This is a genomic window from Polaribacter haliotis (assembly GCF_014784055.1).
GTDB classification, from domain to species: domain Bacteria; phylum Bacteroidota; class Bacteroidia; order Flavobacteriales; family Flavobacteriaceae; genus Polaribacter; species Polaribacter haliotis.
The window spans coordinates 929,438-947,244 of record NZ_CP061813.1 but is presented as its reverse complement, the minus strand read 5'-3'; the positions used below and the strand labels follow the sequence as shown (position 1 = coordinate 947,244).

24 protein-coding genes are annotated in these 17,807 nt (G+C 28.5%); 17 read left to right on the top strand and 7 right to left on the bottom strand.

Going from position 1 to position 17,807, the window contains the following annotated elements; translation table 11 throughout:
* Window positions 1-3 precede the first annotated feature (3 nt).
* The gene (locus H9I45_RS03930) at window positions 4-705 is read left to right on the top strand and encodes a response regulator transcription factor (RefSeq protein ID WP_088355135.1); all 702 of its coding nucleotides are present in this window, start codon (window positions 4-6) and stop codon (window positions 703-705) included.
* Between the two features lie 72 nt (window positions 706-777).
* Window positions 778-1,398, top strand: a complete 621-nt coding sequence (locus H9I45_RS03925; protein WP_088355134.1) for an L-threonylcarbamoyladenylate synthase — start codon at window positions 778-780, stop codon at window positions 1,396-1,398.
* Window positions 1,399-1,455: 57 nt separating this feature from the next.
* On the opposite strand, the gene H9I45_RS03920 is transcribed toward H9I45_RS03925, so the two are convergent.
* Window positions 1,456-2,454: a glycosyltransferase family 2 protein gene (locus H9I45_RS03920; protein WP_088355133.1), complete on the bottom strand. Its 999-nt coding sequence runs from the start codon at window positions 2,452-2,454 to the stop codon at window positions 1,456-1,458.
* Window positions 2,455-2,586: 132 nt separating this feature from the next.
* Window positions 2,587-3,030, bottom strand: a complete 444-nt coding sequence (locus tag H9I45_RS03915; RefSeq protein WP_088355132.1) for a type I restriction enzyme HsdR N-terminal domain-containing protein — start codon at window positions 3,028-3,030, stop codon at window positions 2,587-2,589.
* 26 nt (window positions 3,031-3,056) lie between these two features.
* Here H9I45_RS03915 and H9I45_RS03910 point away from each other — a divergent pair, with 26 nt between their 5' ends.
* The 5 genes from H9I45_RS03910 to H9I45_RS03890 all read left to right on the top strand — a co-directional run bounded on the left by H9I45_RS03910 (window position 3,057) and on the right by H9I45_RS03890 (window position 6,318).
* Window positions 3,057-3,545, top strand: coding sequence for a P-loop nucleotide/nucleoside kinase family protein (locus tag H9I45_RS03910; RefSeq protein ID WP_088355131.1), 489 nt, complete (start codon window positions 3,057-3,059; stop codon window positions 3,543-3,545).
* Window positions 3,546-4,547, top strand: coding sequence for a DNA polymerase III subunit delta (gene holA / locus H9I45_RS03905; RefSeq protein ID WP_088355130.1), 1,002 nt, complete (start codon window positions 3,546-3,548; stop codon window positions 4,545-4,547).
* Window positions 4,547-5,128: a Crp/Fnr family transcriptional regulator gene (locus H9I45_RS03900; RefSeq protein ID WP_088355129.1), complete on the top strand. Its 582-nt coding sequence runs from the start codon at window positions 4,547-4,549 to the stop codon at window positions 5,126-5,128. Before holA ends, H9I45_RS03900 begins: the two co-directional genes overlap by 1 nt.
* 66 nt (window positions 5,129-5,194) lie before the next feature.
* Complete coding sequence (locus tag H9I45_RS03895) at window positions 5,195-5,869, top strand: hypothetical protein (RefSeq protein WP_088355128.1); 675 nt, start codon at window positions 5,195-5,197, stop codon at window positions 5,867-5,869.
* The gene (locus tag H9I45_RS03890) at window positions 5,866-6,318 is read left to right on the top strand and encodes a DUF1569 domain-containing protein (RefSeq protein ID WP_088355127.1); all 453 of its coding nucleotides are present in this window, start codon (window positions 5,866-5,868) and stop codon (window positions 6,316-6,318) included. The genes H9I45_RS03895 and H9I45_RS03890 overlap by 4 nt, the downstream gene beginning before the upstream one ends.
* A 52-nt stretch (window positions 6,319-6,370) precedes the next feature.
* On the opposite strand, the gene H9I45_RS03885 is transcribed toward H9I45_RS03890, so the two are convergent.
* A complete protein-coding gene (locus H9I45_RS03885) occupies window positions 6,371-6,970 on the bottom strand; it encodes a nitroreductase family protein (RefSeq protein WP_088355126.1) in 600 nt (199 codons plus the stop codon).
* A 117-nt stretch (window positions 6,971-7,087) separates the two neighbouring features.
* On the opposite strand from H9I45_RS03885, the gene H9I45_RS03880 reads away from it, so the two are divergent.
* Entirely contained in the window at window positions 7,088-7,417 is a 330-nt protein-coding gene (locus tag H9I45_RS03880; protein WP_088355125.1) for a winged helix-turn-helix transcriptional regulator, read from the top strand.
* Between the two features lie 40 nt (window positions 7,418-7,457).
* Here the strand turns inward: H9I45_RS03880 and meaB are convergent, their stop codons facing one another.
* Window positions 7,458-8,525, bottom strand: coding sequence for a methylmalonyl Co-A mutase-associated GTPase MeaB (gene meaB, locus H9I45_RS03875; protein ID WP_088355124.1), 1,068 nt, complete (start codon window positions 8,523-8,525; stop codon window positions 7,458-7,460).
* Window positions 8,526-8,606: 81 nt separating this feature from the next.
* Between meaB and H9I45_RS03870 the strand changes: the two genes are divergently transcribed.
* The 7 genes from H9I45_RS03870 to H9I45_RS03840 all read left to right on the top strand — a co-directional run bounded on the left by H9I45_RS03870 (window position 8,607) and on the right by H9I45_RS03840 (window position 14,061).
* Complete coding sequence (locus tag H9I45_RS03870; RefSeq protein ID WP_088355123.1) at window positions 8,607-9,164, top strand: RNA polymerase sigma factor; 558 nt, start codon at window positions 8,607-8,609, stop codon at window positions 9,162-9,164.
* A complete protein-coding gene (locus tag H9I45_RS03865; protein ID WP_088355122.1) occupies window positions 9,148-9,708 on the top strand; it encodes a hypothetical protein in 561 nt (186 codons plus the stop codon). The genes H9I45_RS03870 and H9I45_RS03865 overlap by 17 nt, the downstream gene beginning before the upstream one ends.
* Window positions 9,689-11,035, top strand: coding sequence for a hypothetical protein (locus tag H9I45_RS03860; protein ID WP_088355121.1), 1,347 nt, complete (start codon window positions 9,689-9,691; stop codon window positions 11,033-11,035). The genes H9I45_RS03865 and H9I45_RS03860 overlap by 20 nt, the downstream gene beginning before the upstream one ends.
* Window positions 11,036-11,132: 97 nt before the next feature.
* Complete coding sequence (gene cysS / locus H9I45_RS03855; protein WP_088355120.1) at window positions 11,133-12,611, top strand: cysteine--tRNA ligase; 1,479 nt, start codon at window positions 11,133-11,135, stop codon at window positions 12,609-12,611.
* Between the two features lie 4 nt (window positions 12,612-12,615).
* Window positions 12,616-12,858: a membrane protein insertion efficiency factor YidD gene (gene yidD / locus H9I45_RS03850; RefSeq protein WP_088355119.1), complete on the top strand. Its 243-nt coding sequence runs from the start codon at window positions 12,616-12,618 to the stop codon at window positions 12,856-12,858.
* 51 nt (window positions 12,859-12,909) lie between these two features.
* Window positions 12,910-13,746: a prolipoprotein diacylglyceryl transferase gene (lgt, locus tag H9I45_RS03845; protein ID WP_088355118.1), complete on the top strand. Its 837-nt coding sequence runs from the start codon at window positions 12,910-12,912 to the stop codon at window positions 13,744-13,746.
* A 3-nt stretch (window positions 13,747-13,749) separates the two neighbouring features.
* On the top strand, window positions 13,750-14,061 hold the full coding sequence (locus H9I45_RS03840; protein WP_088355117.1) for a DUF6787 family protein: 312 nt from the start codon (window positions 13,750-13,752) through the stop codon (window positions 14,059-14,061).
* A 116-nt stretch (window positions 14,062-14,177) separates the two neighbouring features.
* Here H9I45_RS03840 and H9I45_RS03835 read toward each other — a convergent pair whose 3' ends face one another.
* On the bottom strand, window positions 14,178-14,444 hold the full coding sequence (locus H9I45_RS03835; RefSeq protein ID WP_088355116.1) for a hypothetical protein: 267 nt from the start codon (window positions 14,442-14,444) through the stop codon (window positions 14,178-14,180).
* An 82-nt stretch (window positions 14,445-14,526) separates the two neighbouring features.
* On the opposite strand from H9I45_RS03835, the gene H9I45_RS03830 reads away from it, so the two are divergent.
* Entirely contained in the window at window positions 14,527-15,156 is a 630-nt protein-coding gene (locus H9I45_RS03830) for an NUDIX hydrolase (RefSeq protein ID WP_088355115.1), read from the top strand.
* 56 nt (window positions 15,157-15,212) lie between these two features.
* Entirely contained in the window at window positions 15,213-16,031 is an 819-nt protein-coding gene (locus H9I45_RS03825) for a lysophospholipid acyltransferase family protein (protein WP_088355114.1), read from the top strand.
* Here H9I45_RS03825 and H9I45_RS03820 read toward each other — a convergent pair.
* The gene (locus H9I45_RS03820; protein ID WP_088355113.1) at window positions 16,028-16,528 is read right to left on the bottom strand and encodes a hypothetical protein; all 501 of its coding nucleotides are present in this window, start codon (window positions 16,526-16,528) and stop codon (window positions 16,028-16,030) included. The two genes, H9I45_RS03825 and H9I45_RS03820, sit on opposite strands and share 4 nt — an antisense overlap.
* Before the next feature lie 137 nt (window positions 16,529-16,665).
* Window positions 16,666-17,664, bottom strand: coding sequence for an aldo/keto reductase (locus H9I45_RS03815; RefSeq protein WP_088355112.1), 999 nt, complete (start codon window positions 17,662-17,664; stop codon window positions 16,666-16,668).
* Window positions 17,665-17,807: the final 143 nt, after the last annotated feature.

Sequence of the window (17,807 nt, the reverse complement as noted above, 5' to 3'; positions counted from 1 at the left end):
ACAATGGGAAGTAAGAAGATTTTATTAGTAGAAGACGATCCAAATTTTGGAACGGTTCTAAAAGATTATTTAGCATTAAACGATTATAATGTAACGCATGCTAAAGATGGTATAGAAGGTTTAATTATGTTTAAAAATAGCGATTACGATCTATGTATTTTAGATGTAATGATGCCAAGAAAAGATGGTTTTTCGTTAGCACAAGATATTAGAAGTACAAATAAAGAAGTACCAATTATCTTTTTAACAGCAAAAACTCTAAAAGAAGATGTTTTAAAAGGATATGCAGTTGGTGCAGACGATTATTTAAATAAACCTTTCGACTCGGAAGTATTATTGCACAAGATTAAAGCAATTTTACAACGTAAAGAATCAGATACTACTGCAGAAAGTGAGCAGTTTGAGTTTAATATTGGAGGTTTCTTCTTCAATTCTAAATTAAGACATTTATCTGTTGGAAAAGATGGTGAAGCATCTAAGTTATCTCCAAAAGAAGCAAAATTGTTACGTATGTTGGCAATTCATAAAAACGATTTAATGCCAAGAGAATTAGCATTAACAAAAATTTGGAGAGACGATAATTATTTTACATCTAGAAGTATGGATGTTTATATCGCAAAATTAAGAAAGTATTTAAAAGAAGACGAAAATGTCGAAATTTTAAATATTCATGGAGAAGGATTTAGGTTGGTAGATAAAACTTAAACTTAAAAAACTTCCCTTTAAAAAAATAAACTCAGTTTGTAAAATAAGCTGAGTTTTTTGTATTTTTATAATATGGCAGAGTTTATTAGAATTTATAACGAGAATCCAAATCCGAAAGAAATTGCAAAAGTTGTAAAGATTTTGCGTTCTGGAGGATTAATTATATATCCAACAGATACTGTTTATGGTTTAGGTTGCGATATTACCAATACAAAAGCGTTGGAAAAAATTGCTCAGATAAAAGGAGTTAAGCTAGATAAAGCTAACTTTTCTTTTATTTGCAACGATTTAAGCCATCTTTCAGATTATGTGAAACAAATAGATTCGCCAACCTTTAAAATTTTAAAAAGAGCATTACCTGGACCTTATACTTTTATTTTACCAGGAAGTAATAATCTTCCAAAAGTATTTAAAAAGAAAAAAACAGTGGGAATTCGTATTCCTGATAACAATATTGTTAGATGTTTGGTAGAAGCTTTAGGAAACCCAATAGTATCTACTTCTATTAGAGATGATGATGACGTTTTAGAATACACAACAGATCCAGAACTTATTTTCGAAAAATGGAATAAATTAGTAGATGTTGTTATTGATGGTGGTTATGGAGATAATCACGCTTCTACAGTAATCGATTTAACTTCTGATGAACCTGAGGTAATTCGAGAAGGAAAAGGAAGTTTGGACGTAATTTAAAGTTCAATATTTAATATTTAAAGTTCAACTTTGAACTTTAAATGTAGAATTTTGAACCTATTCAAGCTCCTCGAATTTCTTTCTACCTAAAACAAAATACTGCCAAACAATACTTGTATGTAAGTTATAGTCTTGCTTTTTCTGGAGTTTTCTTCGCTTTCCTAAAAATTTAAAAAAGTTTTTGTAAAAACTTAAATGCGCTTTTAAAATTGCCAAAGTATGAATTGGTCTCAATTCAAAAATAAATTTAAGTCCTGCAATTCCGTCTAAAATTAAACGAGAAAAAACGACGAATAAAAACCATTTTTTAGGCACGTTTTTAATGACATTCAATAAACTATTTCTAAAATTTAGATATGTTTTATGAGGATTTGTTTCTTGTAAAGTTGCTCCTCCAACATGATAAACTGTTGAATTTCCTACATATTTTACTTTATAGCCAATATTTTGTGCTCTCCAGCATAAATCTATTTCTTCTTGATGTGCAAAATAATCTTCGTCTAAACCTTCAATTTTATGGTACACTTTAGAGCGAATAAATAAACACGCTCCAGAAGCCCAAAAAATATCTTTTGTATCGTTAAATTGACCATTATCAACTTCTAAATTATTAAAAACGCGTCCTCTACAATATGGATATCCATATAAATCGATAAACCCACCTCCAGCACCAGCATATTCGAACTTTGTTTTGTCTTTAAAATCTAATAATTTAGGTTGAACAATAGCAGTGTTTTCTTTATTTTTAAAAACATCTAAAATAGGAGGTAACCAATTTTCGGTTACTTCAATATCGGAATTTAATAAACAATAAATATCTGCATCTACAGATTGTAAAGCATCATTATAACCTTTTGCATAACCACCATTTACTGCATTTTCTATTATTTTTACAGAAGGAAAAAACTCTTTTACATAGGAAATAGAACTGTCTGTAGAAGCATTATCAGCCACATAAATATCTGCAAGTTCTGTACTAAAACTCACTACAGAAGGCAAAAACTGTTCTAGTAGTTTTTGTCCATTCCAATTTAATATGACTATGGCTGTTTTCAAGGTTGCGAATTTACGTTTTTAAGATGAACTTGAGATTTAAAATTATCTTAATTAATCGAATGCTCTTTTAAAAGCAATAATCTAATTTAAAAGAAAAGGTATGGATTCTTGTCTACAAAAAAATGACAAGTTTTATTGATAATCAGGAATTTCCTTCAAAAAAATATAGGTTTCATTTTCGAAATCCATTTTGCAATAAAAATGCTCCAAACCATTGGTAACAACTAAGTAATTGGCTTTTAGTTTTAAATTATAACGTGCAATTTGGTCGAAAGTATCTTGAGTTATTTTTATTTGTGGTGCTTTACATTCTACAATAATATCATGATTTCCTTCTTTATTGAAGACCAAAATATCCGTTCTTTTTTTTCGATTGTTGATAATCAACTGTTTTTCTAATGCAATTAAGGAAACAGGATATTTTTTTTCATCAATTAAAAACTGCACAAAATGCTGACGAACCCATTCTTCTGGAGTTAAAACCATATATTTTTTTCTCAAATTATCAAAAATAAGCGTCTTATTTTCGTTACTTTTGAGTCTGAATTTATAGTTTGGTAGATTCAATTTTTGCATCAATCAAAAGTAATTAAAAATCAGTTATGATACATTTATTAGTTGGTAATACTGGTGCAGGTAAATCTACATATGCTAATAAATTAAAATTAGAAGTAAATGGATTCGTTTTTACGTTAGATAAATGGAATAAAATATTATTTTTTCCTGATAAAACAGAAAAAGACGGTTTAGATTGGTTTTTAGAACGAATTGATAGAGCAGAATTAGTAATGCAAGATGCTATTTTACAATTAGAAAAATTAAAAGTAGATAGTATTTTAGATGTTGGACTTTCTAAATTTTCACACAGAGAAAAGTTTAGGAAATTTGCAGAAGAAAATAATCTAAAAGTTAAAACTCATTTTTTAGATATTTCAAAAGAAATTAGAAAAGAGAGAATTTTAAAAAGGAATACAGAAAAAGGTGAAACTTTTGAATTTGAAGTAACTGAAGATAATTTCGAATTTATGGAGGATTGGTTTGAAACACCTTCAAAAGAAGAGTTACAAAAAGCAGTAATTATAAAAGAATAAATGAACGAGATCAACGCAATTGTTTCAGATATAAAGAAAGGAAACATAAAACCCATCTATTTTTTAATGGGTGATGAACCTTATTATATAGATAAAATTTCCGATTTTATTGAAGATACTGTGTTGGATGAAGCTGAAAAAGGCTTCAATCAGCAAGTAATGTATGGTAGAGATGCAAGTATAGAAGATATTGTTTCTTCAGCCAAACGTTACCCAATGATGGCAGAAAGACAAGTTCTAATTGTTAAAGAAGCACAAGATTTAAGTAGAACTATAGAAAAATTGGTTTCTTATGCAGAAAATCCACAACCAACAACGGTTTTAGTCATCAATTATAAATATAAAAAACTCGATAAACGTAAGAAATTACACAAAGTAATTGCAAAATCAGGTTTGGTTTTCGAAAGTAAAAAAATGTACGAAAACCAAGTTTCAGACTGGATTCGTAGAGTTTTAAGTGGGAAAAAATATCAAATCGAGCCAAAAGCTTCTTTAATGTTAGTGGAGTTTTTAGGAACAGATTTAAATAAAATATCCAACGAATTAGATAAGTTAATGCTAATTCTTCCGAAAGAAACTATAATTAGTGATAAGCATATAGAAGAAAATATCGGAATTTCTAAAGACTTTAATAATTTTGAATTACGAAAAGCAGTAGGAGAGAAGAACATTGTAAAAGCGAATAGAATTATTAATTATTTTGCGGAAAATCCTAAAAATAATCCTTTGGTAATGACGATTTCTTTATTGAATAGTTTTTTCACACAACTATTAATGTTTCATGGACTAAAAGATAAATCGAAAAGTTCTGTTGCAAAAACATTGGGTGTAAATCCTTATTTTGTAGATGAATATTTTGTAGCTGGTAGAAATTATCCGATGAGAAAAGTTGCACAAGTAATTGCATTTTTAAGAGATGCAGATGTTAAAAGCAAAGGTGTTGGTGCAAAACAAACTAATGAGGATATTCTAAAAGAATTATTATTTAAAATTTTACATTAATGGACGATTTTAAAATCTTGCAAGAAGAATTAGGTACAATTGGTTTAACTAAAAATGAGTTTGAAAACTTAATAAAAGGTTATAAAAAAATTGAACTTAAAAAAGGAGATTTTTTAATAAAAAGTGGCACAATTGTAAAAGCATATTACTTTCTGATAAGTGGTTTTTTACGGTCTTTTGTTATTGATTTTGAAGGAAATGAAGTAACCACAAACTTTTATGATACTGGAGATTTAATTCTTGAAGAAAATTCTTTTTTTATGCAAATGCCAACAAAAGAATACATTGAAGCAACTGAAGATTGTGTTTTATGGATAAAGGATTTAGAAACATTTAACGAACATTTTAGTTTGTACGAAGCCTACAGAGAATGGGGACGTTCTTATTTAGTGCGTAATTTTTTTGCTTTAAAAGAAAGAACGTTAAGTATGATAACAGACAAAGCTTCCGATAGATATATCGAATTAATTAACAATAGACCAGAAATTTTTCAAAAAGCTTCACTAAAACATATCTCTTCTTATTTAGGAATTACAGATACTTCTTTGAGCAGAATAAGAAAAGAAATTGTAAAAAAATAATTACTTGTCATTTGGCAAGTTTATATAGTTTTCTAAGAAGTATTTTTGATGTAAATTTAATTAGTTATGATACCAAATTTACCAATTTACATTTCAATTTCGTTTATTTTAGCAACTATATATACTATTTTCGCATTCATAAAATCGAATCATTTAAAAAAAACGACATTACCAATTTTAATAATTTGGTCTCTGTTTATTTCAGTTTTAGCATTTTTTGGTTTCTATCATTATAAAGCTGGAGATAAAATTTCTACATTTATTTTTGTTTTATTACCAGCAGCAATTTTTATCACTTATTTAATAAGAAATAAAACTTTTTACCAAAATAGAGATTTTCGCTGGAGTACAGCTGTACACTTTGTTCGTTTACCAATAGAATTATTGTTGTTTCAATTAGCAATTAGAGAATGGTTACCAATGGAAATGACTTATAAAGGATGGAATTTCGATATAATTCCAGGTGTAACTTCAATAATTTTAGTAATTTGGATGCAATATGGAACTGTGAATAAAAAACTACTTTTAGGATGGAATGTTTTAGGGCTGATATTCATTCTTTTTATTTTAACAAATGGATTTTTATCACAAGAATTGATATATAAAAATTTTAATTATTCAGTTCCAAACAGAGGAATAGCATATTTTCCAATGATTTTATTAGCTGGTATAATTGTTCCTATAGTAATTTATACACATATTTCTGATATTATATTATTATCAAAAAAACAATCAAAATGAAAAACATATTTACAAAAGAAGTTACAAACGAAGTAATTGGTAGAATAGAAAAACTAACAGCAGAATCGCAACCAAATTGGGGGAAAATGTCTGTTGCACAAATGTTGGCACATTGTTGTGTTACTTATGAAATGGTATATACAGATAAGCACCCAAAGCCAAACGCATTTGCAAAATTTATGCTGAAAATGATTGTGAAAAAAATAGTAACTTCAGAAAAACCATATAGTAAAAATGGTAGAACTGCTTCTCAATTTTTAATTACTGACGAAAAAGTTTTTGAAAGTGAAAAACAAAGATTGATAGATTTTATCAATAAAACCCAACAATTAGGAGAAAAGGAATTTGATGGTAAAGAATCTCATTCTTTTGGAAAACTAACAAAAGACGAATGGAATAATATGTTTTACAAACATTTAGACCATCATTTAACGCAGTTTGGTGTGTAAAAAAATCCTAGTGATTTATAATTATTTTATAAATCACTAGGAAAATTTAATGCTAAATATTTTTTATAACTTCTTCTAGTGTAAGTCTCGATTTCGGGTTTTTAGATGGCATGTTTCCATCATCTTCATCTCTGTAACCAATACAAACACCCACCAAAGCTGTATAATTTTTATCACCCAACAAGTTGTTGTATTTCTCTGGTTCGATTCCTTCCATTGGTGTTGCATCAATTTCCATGACTCCACAAGCGCTTAAAAATACACCCAATGCTAAATACGTTTGGTCGCTAAACCAAGATTTAATTTCGCTAGCTGGTTTTTCCTTTAAAAAGTTGTTGTAATAGCCAACTGCACCTTCAGGTAAATTATCATTTATTTGCTTCTCGAAAGCGTTAATATTATCTATTCTGCTAAAGACAACTAAAGTATCACAATCCTCAATTTTAGGAGCATTAAAAAAAGACGCTTCTGCAAACTTTTTCTTTGTTTCTATATCCGAAACAAAAGTAAATTTCCAAGGTTGGCTATTTATAGAAGAAGGGCTTAAACGTAGAATTTCTTTTAATTCTGCTATTTTTTCTGAACTTATTTTTTTTGAATTGTCATACTTTTTTGTGGTATAACGTTCTTGCATTGCTGTTAAAAAACTCATTTTTATTATTTTAATTTTATACTATCATTTTTATAGTTACAAAAATATGTATAGTTTTGTAAACTCACAAGAACTGTCAAAAAGGATAGTAGTATTTTTTTAAATAAATAAACGATTATGCATATTGTAAATGGTAAAGAATATCCCTGTTGTGCAAGTGTAACCATGGGAATGATTGGTGGAAAATGGAAAACAGTTATTTTATTTCATTTAATTGAAACTCCTTTGCGTTACAACGAACTACGCAAAAAAATGAAAAGTGTTACAGAACGCACTTTAAGCCTGCAACTAAAAAAGTTGGAAGAAGATGGTATTATAAAGCGTAAAGTTTATACTACAAAACCACCTTTAAAAGTTGTATATTCTTTAACAGATATTGGTAAAACCGCAATTCCATTATTAAAATCGATTGCAGAATGGGGTGAATACGTAGTTGAAAACACTTAATACTAAAATTAGTAAGTTTTAATTCTAACAACAAAATAAACTATAATTCTAACAATTTTTTTGCTGCTGAAAAAGGTGTTGTTTTTCCGTTTTCTAACTTTTTTATTTCTTCTTGTAAAGCTGTCTTTACGGCTTTTTTATTATAAAAATTATTTTTTAATTGCTGATTAATAGTAGATAATAACCAAAACTTATTTTGCTCATTTCTTTTTGTACTGAAATAATTATTCTCTTTAGTTAAGAAAATATAATCAGTAATCATTTTATCTATTTCAGCAATGCCAGAATTATGCAACGCACTTGCTGTTAAAACTTTTGGTTGCCATTTGCTTTCTTTTAAAGGATATAAATGCAACGCTCTATTAAATTCAACTTTGGCGATTTTTGTATTCTTCTCATTTTCTCCATCCGCTTTATTAATAACTATTGCATCTGCCATTTCTATAATTCCACGTTTTATTCCTTGCAATTCATCTCCAGCGCCTGCTAACTTCAATAATAAAAAGAAATCTACCATAGAATGAACTACGGTTTCCGATTGTCCAACACCAACAGTTTCAATAATAATAGTATCAAAACCTGCAGCTTCACACAAAATAATACTTTCTCGAGTTTTTTGAGCAACACCACCTAAAGATGTTCCAGAAGGCGAAGGTCTAATAAATGCATTTTTGTCGGTTACTAATTCTTCCATTCTAGTTTTATCACCTAAAATAGAACCTTTATTTACAGAACTACTTGGATCTACAGCCAAAACAGCGACTTTTTTTCCTTGAGAAGTTAAGTGTTTTCCAAAAGATTCAATAAATGTGCTTTTTCCAACACCAGGAACTCCAGTAATTCCTATTCTTATAGATTTATTTGCAAAAGGCAAACATAGTTCTAAAATTTCGTTGGCTTTTTGTTGATGTTTTACATTCGTACTTTCTACCAATGTAATGGCTTTACTTAAAAAAGTAATATTTCCTTCGAGAATTTTAGCAACATATTCTTTAACAGAGTTTTGTTTTGCTCTGCTTAACTTTATCTTTTCTGCACTGGTTTTACTCGTTGTTTCTGGTTTAGAAACGCCGTCTTTTTCGTGTAAAGCAGAAGAATTTTTATTCATTGTAAAGTTATTAATGTAAATTTAATCATATTTTTTGCAACACTCCAAAAAATCTGTCGTCTATAGAGTAAGAAAGTTTTAATGAAACCAACCAAACAATTACATCAACCAATTATTGACTTATGTAAAAACAATTGTGCAAAGTCGCAAATGCAACTGTACAATTTGTATTGTAAAGCAATGTTGGTAGTGGCTCACAGGTATGTAAAAGATAGATTTATTGCAGAAGATGTTATGCAAGATGCTTTTATAAAAGCGTTTAAATACATAGAAAGTTATAAAAACGAAGTCGCTTTTGGAGCATGGTTAAAGAGAATTGTTATCAATCAAAGTATCGATTATTTAAAGAAAAATAAATTAGAATTGATTTCAATTAATGATGAAGTTTACAAAGTAGAAAATGAAGAAAATTGGACTATAGAAAGTGATATTTCTGTTGATGGAATTGTAGAAACAATTAACAATTTAAAAGAAAAATACAGATTGGTTTTAACCATGTATTTGTTAGAAGGGTATGATCATCAAGAAATAGCTGAAGTATTAAACATCACAGAAAATACGTCAAGAACACATTTGTTAAGAGGAAAAAAATTATTGAAAGAACAGTTAAAAAACACGAGTTATGCAGCAAGATATTAGAGAAGAAATAAAAGGTTTTAAAGAACCGAATATAGAATTATCTGCAAATCATGCGAATAAATTCGAAAAATTATTGAAGGCAGAAATGCATCAACAAAAACCAAAAAAGAAAAACTTTAAATGGTTGTCTATTGCTGCATCTATAGTATTGTTAACTAGTTTAGGAATTAAATTTTATCCAACTAAAAATATAGAACAACCAATAGAAAATGTTGCGAAGGAGATAAGTTTAGGAAGTATTTCTCCAGAATTCGAAACGATAGAAAAGTATTATATAAACAGCATCAATTTAGAAATTAGTCAGTTAGAATTAACAGACGAAAACAAAGAAATTATTGATGGTTATTTATCAAAAATTGCAGAATTAACAAAAGAATACAAATCGTTAACCAAAGAGCTCAATACAAAAGGAGTTAACGATTCTACAATAGATGCACTAATTAGTAATTTACAATTGCGCTTACAGCTGTTAAAACGTTTGAAAAAACAATTAAAAGAACTCAAAAATTTAAACAATACACAAAATGATACACAAATTATATAAACCAATTTTCTCGCTTTTAGCAATCTGTTTTTTAGGAACAGTTTCTGCACAAAAGTTTGATAAAAAGTTTACTGAAAATTTTAAAGTAAATAAAGACGTAGAAGTAGCAATTAATGCTACAAACACAGATATTAATGTAACAACATGGTCTAAAAATGAAGTACAAGTAGAGGCATTTATAGAAGTGGAAGGAATCTCTAAAGAAGAAGCAGAAAAGTATTTTAAAAACTGGAATTTTGAAGCTTTAGGAAACAGTAAAAAAGTAAAAATTAAATCTAGAGGAAACATTTCTAATGGCAAAGATTTTGTCTTTTTTAATGACATGAATTTCGATTTTGTTATGCCAGATATAGACATACAAATGCCAGATATGGATGCTATTGTAATTCCTGATATGGATTTCGATTTCGACTTTGACTTCGATTTCGATACAATGGAAGATTTAGAGGATAATATGGAAAGAAAAGGGAGATATTCTTTTGAATATCATAATGATGACGAACATATTGTTATTAAAACAAAAGAAGAATGGGAGAAATTTAAGAAAAGTAAAAAGTACGAAGAATTAAAAAAATCTTTCAGAAAAACGAGACGTGACATAAAAGTTATTGATAAAGAAAAATTGAAAGAATCTTTAGAAAAGGCCAAACTTCAAATGAAGAACATCAATAAAGAAGAAATTAAAAAAGGGCTGGATAAAGCTAGAGAGGTTTTAAAAAACATGAAATTTAATTTTGGTTTTAATGAAGATGATGTAATCATTAATGGAAAGAAAGTTAAGATTAAAAAAAGATTAGAAATTAAAGTTCCAAAAGGTGCAACTTTCGATTTGAATACGAAACATTGTAAAGTTAAGTTGCCAAACACAGTTGCTTCTGGAAACGTAAAATATGGTGCTTTTAATGCTAATAATCTAATTGGCGGGAATTTAACTGTAGATTTTTCTCCAGTAAACATAAACAGTTTAAACGCTTGTACTTTATTTTTAAACAATGTAACTGATGCTAAAATAGCATCAGTTACAAATTCTACGATGCGTAATAATTCTTCGGAAATTAAAATTATAAAAATAAATAATGGCGTAAATTTTTCTGATAAATTCGGAAAAGTTACAGTTGAGAGTTTCAATCCAAATTTTGGAGAATTTGTTTTAAATTTAAGTAATTCTGAAGCAATTCTTAATTTTGGAGAAGTTCATTCGAATTTTAAATACCAAGTAAATAAAGTAAAATTAAATAACGAACGTGTAAAATATTTCAAGAATAATAACAAAACAGCTAATTTACTGAAAGTTATTGGTGAATATAGTAGTATTGTTATTAAGTAAAAAGCCTCTTCACTTTTTATTAAACTTCACTTAAATTCCATTTCTCTATTCTCTATAAAGTGCCTATCTTTATCCACTGTAAATAGTCACTTTTTTAATGGAACGCTACAAAGAAAATCAATTGAAAATATACAATTCTCTCTCTAAAAAGAAAGAGGATTTTAAATCCATAACAGAAGGTTACGTAGGCATGTATGTCTGTGGGCCAACAGTTTATAGCAATGCACATTTAGGAAACGTAAGAACTTTTATGTTTTTTGATGTTGTTTATAGATATTTATTGCATTTAGGTTACAAAGTACGTTATGTGCGTAATATTACAGATGCTGGGCATTTAGAAAACGATGATGACGAAAGCGAAGATAAAATTGCCAAAAAAGCACGTATAGAAAAAATTGAACCAATGGAAGTTGTACAACGTTACACAGTAGACTTTCATAACGTGCTTAAAAACTACAATTTTTTACCACCAAGTATAGAGCCAACTGCAACTGGACATATTGTTGAACAAATAGAAATGATTAAAGAAATCATTGAAAAAGGTTTGGCGTATGAAGTAAATGGTTCTGTTTATTTTGATGTTTTAGAATATAATAAAACAAATCATTATGGAATTCTTTCAGGAAGAAAAGTGGAAGATTTAATCCATAATACAAGAGCATTGGATGGGCAATCAGACAAGAAGAATCCACAAGATTTTGCACTTTGGAAAAAAGCAGAGGAGCGTCATATTATGCGTTGGCCATCTCCTTGGAGCGATGGTTTTCCTGGTTGGCATTTAGAATGTTCTGTAATGAGTACAAAATATTTAGGCGAAAGTTTCGATATTCATGGAGGTGGAATGGATTTAAAATTTCCACATCACGAGTGTGAAATTGCACAATCGCAAACATGTTCTGGCGTAACTCCAGTAAATTATTGGATGCACACAAATATGTTGTTGTTAAATAGCCAGAAAATGGCAAAATCGACAGGAAATTTTATTTTACCAAACGAAATTTTATCAGGGGAAAACGATATTTTACCAAAAGCATTTTCAGCATCTGTAGTTCGTTTCTTTAATATGCAAGCCAATTACAGAAGTATTTTAGATTTTTCTGGTGACGCTTTAGAAGCATCAGAAAAAGGACATGCTAAATTGATGGAAGCAGTTAATTTTGTAGATAAAATTGAAGCTGGAAAAACATCAACATTCGATGTTAAAAATTGGAAAAAAGACTGTTATTCAGCAATGAATGATGATTTTAATACACCAATTTTAATTTCACATTTGTTTGAAGCAGTTAAGTTAATCAATCAAATTAAAGAGAAAAACGCAAGTTTAACTTCAGAAGATGTAGAAGAATTAAAAACGACTTTAAACAGTTTTGTTTTTGATGTTTTAGGTTTAATGAATGAAAATTCTCAAGACAATTCAGAAAAGATAAATGGAGTAGTGGAGTTGTTAATTAAATTGAGAAAAGAAGCAAGAGAAAATAAAGATTGGGCATTGTCAGACCAAATTAGAGACGAATTAATTGCATTAGGAATTCAATTAAAAGATGGAAAAGAAGGCACAACGTTTTCAGTAAATTAAACGTTTGAAAAAAATACTTTCATATCCATTTATATTAATTGTTCGTTTTTATCAAACAGCAATATCGCCATTTACACCCGCAACTTGTAGATATTCTCCAACGTGTTCACACTACACAATAGAAGCTTTGCAAAAACACGGTTTATTTTCTGGAGGTTGGTTGGCGTTAAAAAGAATATTTAGTTGTCATCCTTGGGGAGGAAGTGGTTACGATCCTGTTCCAGAAAAATTAGAAGAAAAAAAATAGAAGTTATATTTTAACTTTGAATTATAAATTTTAAACTTTGAATAAAAAAGTATGAGTTTTTTAGCAATTGAGTGGAATCCATCCATTGGAATAGATTTAGGTTTCTTTACCATTCGTTGGTACAGTTTAATGTTTGTTGGAGCTTTTTTATTGGGTTTACGCCTAATGAAAAAAATCTTTATAGAAGATAAAATTCCTGTAGAAAAGTTAGATACATTATTTATGTATGTATTTATTTCTATGTTAGTAGGAATGCGTTTAGGAGATGTGTTTTTCTATAGTTGGGATTATTATCAAGACCATTTATTGGAAATTATATTACCATTTAAAAACACAGCAGAAGGTTGGAAATTTACAGGTTATACTGGTTTTGCAAGTCATGGGGCTGCAATTGCAATTCCAATTGCTTTGTATTTTTATGCAAAAAAACATTTACAGAAACCTTGGTTATTTATATTAGATAGATTGGCAATTATGGTTGCTTTAGCTGGATTTTTCATTCGTTTTGGGAACTTTTTCAATTCAGAAATTTATGGAAAAGAAACAGGTTCTAATTTCGGGGTAATTTTTAAAGCCGCAGGAGAAACCACAGCAAGGCACCCAACCCAATTGTATGAAGCATTTAGTTATTTAATACTCTTTTTTGTTATGTGGTATTTATATTGGAAGACCGATAAAAAACAACACATTGGCTTTTTATTTGGTTTATTTATGGCAGTTTTATGGTCTTTAAGATTTGTAATCGAGTTTTTAAAAGAACCACAAGTGCAACAAAGAGGAGAAGAATGGTTATTTAGTCCTTTAAATACAGGTCAAGTTTTAAGCATTCCATTAGTTTTAATTGGAATTTGGTTAATGCTTAGAAAATCTAAAAAAGAAGTTCAATAATTTATGGATAAATTAAAAGAACGTTGGGGAATTAAAAGCAATTGGTCTCTATTAGCAATATTTATAGTTTTTGCAATTAACGGTTCATTTGCTGCATGGGTTGCAAAACCAGTAACCAGTTTTATTGGTTTAAATCCAGAAACAATTTCAGGTTTTATTTACTGGCCACTTAGAATTTTATTAATTTTTCCTATCTATCAATTAACCTTACCAATAGTTGGCTGGTTATTTGGTCAATTTAACTTTTTTTGGGAATTCGAGAAAAAGTTTTTAAGTAGATTAGGTTTGGGTTTTTTATTTAAAACGGAAGATTAATTTTTTTGGCGTTTTAACAGGCTTTCCACTATATCTTTTTGCAAAAAAGCAAAAAGGATGTCGTTTCAATCCCTAACGCACTTGTTTAATTACAAAAAGCTGTAAGAAGAAACCAATTAATTTTCAATTAACTCTTCGTTTTTTCTTTTGTTAATTACATAACTATAAATCCACATTAATGTAAAGGTAGGTATAAAATCAAACGGAAGAATTTCTTCAATAAAACTTACAATACCTGCAATTTTACCTTCTTTTCCTTTATACATTTTGGTCATAAAATACCCAGAAAGTGGTGCCCATATAAGATCGAAAGGCAGAAATGGTATAAAACCAATCGCATCTAAAACAAGACTGGCAGCTAATTTTTTGTATTTATTATTCATACTTTATTATATTCAAATTTCTTGCCAAAAAATATTAGATTTCTATCAAATTCAATAATTTAGCTAAAAATAAACAATTTAAGTGAAATTTAATCAATTTAAAAGTAAAATAGAATCGTTAAAAACCTTGGAACTAGGAGGTTTAGACGCACAATTTAAATTAGCACCAGAACTTCGCTTGAGATACGATGCAGATAAGATAAAAGCCAACAAACCAAGAAAAGCGGCTGTTTTAGCATTGTTTTACCCAAATAAAAACAATGAGACTACTTTTTTACTAACCAAAAGAGCAACTTATAAAGGCACACATTCTGCACAAATAAGTTTTCCAGGAGGTAAGGTAAATAAGACAGATAAAAATTTAAAAGAAACAGCTTTAAGAGAAGCTTTTGAAGAGGTTGGTGTTTTCCCGAAAACCATAGAATTCGTAAGAGAATTAACAGATGTATTTATTCCACCAAGTAATTTTTTAGCAACACCATTTGTTGGTTATATAAATAAAAGACCAACCTTTAGCACAAATTACGAAGTCGAAAAAACAATTGAAGTTTTAGTAGAAGATTTGTTAAACGAAGCCTCTCTAACAACTGTAAATTTATCTACTTCTTACATGAAAAATATAGACGTACCTTGTTTTAAATTAAACGATTATATAGTTTGGGGTGCAACAGCAATGATGCTTTCCGAAATTAAAGAACTATTTAATTCTTAAATTTTGTTATTTGTTTTGTAAATTTGTTTCTAACCAAGTATTAAACAAAACTAACAATGCCTATATTTAAAAGAAATCCTTTTGGTCATATTTTATTTTTAAAAAAAATGATTATTAGAATTTTTGGATTGGTTTCACATGGAAGATATCGTAAATTTAATAGTTTGCATATTGAAGGATCGGAAATTTTAAGAAAATTACCAGAAAGAAATGTGTTGTTTATTTCTAATCACCAAACTTATTTTGCAGATGTTGCAGCCATGTTTCATGTATTTAACGCTTCTTTAAGTGGTAGAGATGATACCATAAAAAACATAGGGTACATCTGGAATCCAAAATTGAATATTTATTTTGTTGCTGCTGGCGAAACTATGAAATCTGGTATTTTACCAAAAATATTTGCATATGCAGGTTCTGTTTCTATCGATAGAACTTGGAGAAGTAAAGGGCAAGATGTAAATAGACAAGTAAAAAATTCTGATATTTCTAATATTTCCAAAGCTATTAAAGATGGTTGGGTTATTACTTTTCCTCAAGGTACAACAACACCTTTTAAACCCATTAGAAGAGGTACTGCACATATTATAAAAACTTGCAAACCAGTTGTAGTTCCTATTGTTATAGATGGCTTTAGACGTTCTTTTGATAAAAAAGGGCTAAGAATTAAAAAGCGAAATGTTTTACAATCTATGGTAATTAAAGAGCCGTTAGAAATTGATTATGATAATGAAAGTGTGGCAGATATTGTTACAAAAATTGAATTTGCAATTGAGCAACATCCATCATTTTTAAAAGTATTGTCTCCAAAAGAAGCAGAAGAATTTATTAAAGAAGAAGAAGAATTAAATAAAAAACGTGAGTTCTGGAGTTCTTAATATTTCGATTTAAATTTAAAAAGGCGTATTTCAATTCCAAAGAAAAAACTGTACCTATATTTTACTTTACCGTATAAAAAACCTAAATCTGTTCGCTCTGTAATTTGATTCAAAAAACTTAGTTTTAAAGTATCATTTAAAAAGTATTCGACTTGTAAAGAAGTAGACCAACTACATAAATTAGTACCTTCTCTGTGAATGTTTCCAATACCTAAATTAGGTGTTAATTGAAAATTATAATCTCCAAAAACATCAATAAAAGTATATCCCAAAAAAGCACCATATCTTGTATAACTCGAAGTTAAAAACGCTTTTTCGTATTCCAAACCATATATAAAATAACCTAACTTTTTATCGTTACTTTCGTATTTTAAACGTGCAACAAAATTAACAGTTCCAGCATTGTTACCTAAATTATCTCCAAAAGCAAATAATTTTAAATCTTGATGAATAGAAAAGTTTAATGCATTTTGCCCATAAAAAAAAAAGCTATTCAAAATGAATAGGAAGAAAATTTGTAAGAAAAATATCTTTCTAAAAAGCAAAATAAAATCTATTAATTCATTTAAAGATAGTGTTTATTAGATAAATCAATAAATATTTAAAATGTTGTTTAATAATCTGTTATGCTTTGTTAATCTGTAATTTTATTAATTTCTAATATTTCGCTGTTAGTAAATGTTGTGTTTTCAATGGCTTTTACACTATCTAAAATTTGTTCTGTTTTACTTGCTCCAATTAAAACAGAAGTAATTCTATTGTCTTTTAAAATCCAAGATATTGCCATTTGTGCCAAATTTTGATTCCTGTTTTTTGCAATTTCATTTAATGCATTAATTTTAGGTAACATTTCCACTACCTGTTCTGTATTTAAAAAAGGACTATCTTTTACGGCTCTAGAATCTTTTGGTAAACCTTTTATGTATTTATTGGTTAACATTCCTTGTGCTAAAGGCGAAAAACAAATTGCGCCAACTCCAGAATTACCTAATAAATCTAACAAACCATTTTCAATCCATTTATCGAACAAACTATATCTTGGTTGATGTATTAAACAAGGAGTCCCTAAACCTTTTAAAATTTTAAATGCTTTTTCTGCTTCTTCTGGCTGATAATTAGACAAACCAACATACAATGCTTTTCCTTGTCTAACCATTAGATCTAAAGTACTCATAGTTTCTTCTAAAGGTGTATCATAATCTGGTCTATGATGATAAAAAATATCTACATAATCTAAATTCATCCTTTTTAAACTTTGGTCTAAACTAGAAACCAAATATTTTTTGGAACCCCATTCGCCATAAGGTCCTTCCCACATTTTATAACCTGCTTTAGATGAAATTATCAATTCATCTCTGTATGCACTAAAATCTTTTTTTAATATTTTTCCAAAATTCTTTTCAGCAGAACCAGGAGGAGGTCCATAATTATTTGCCAAATCGAAATGTGTAATTCCGTTATCAAAAGCACATTTTAGAAGGTTTCTAGAATTTTTAAAATTGTCATCATCACCAAAGTTGTGCCATAAACCCAAAGAAATTTCTGGTAATAATAAACCACTATTTCCAGTTCTTCTGTATTTCATTTTTTCATAGCGATTTTCATCTGCTACATAATTACTTTTTTTTGTCATAATTTTAATATACTTTTTTTAAAACCCAAAGTAGCAAATTAGCTACCAATTGAGATTATTGTAAACGTTATAAATAAATGTTGATATTCCATTATTGCTGGTTTTTACCTAGTAAATAACCTGAAAATATGAATATCTAAAGA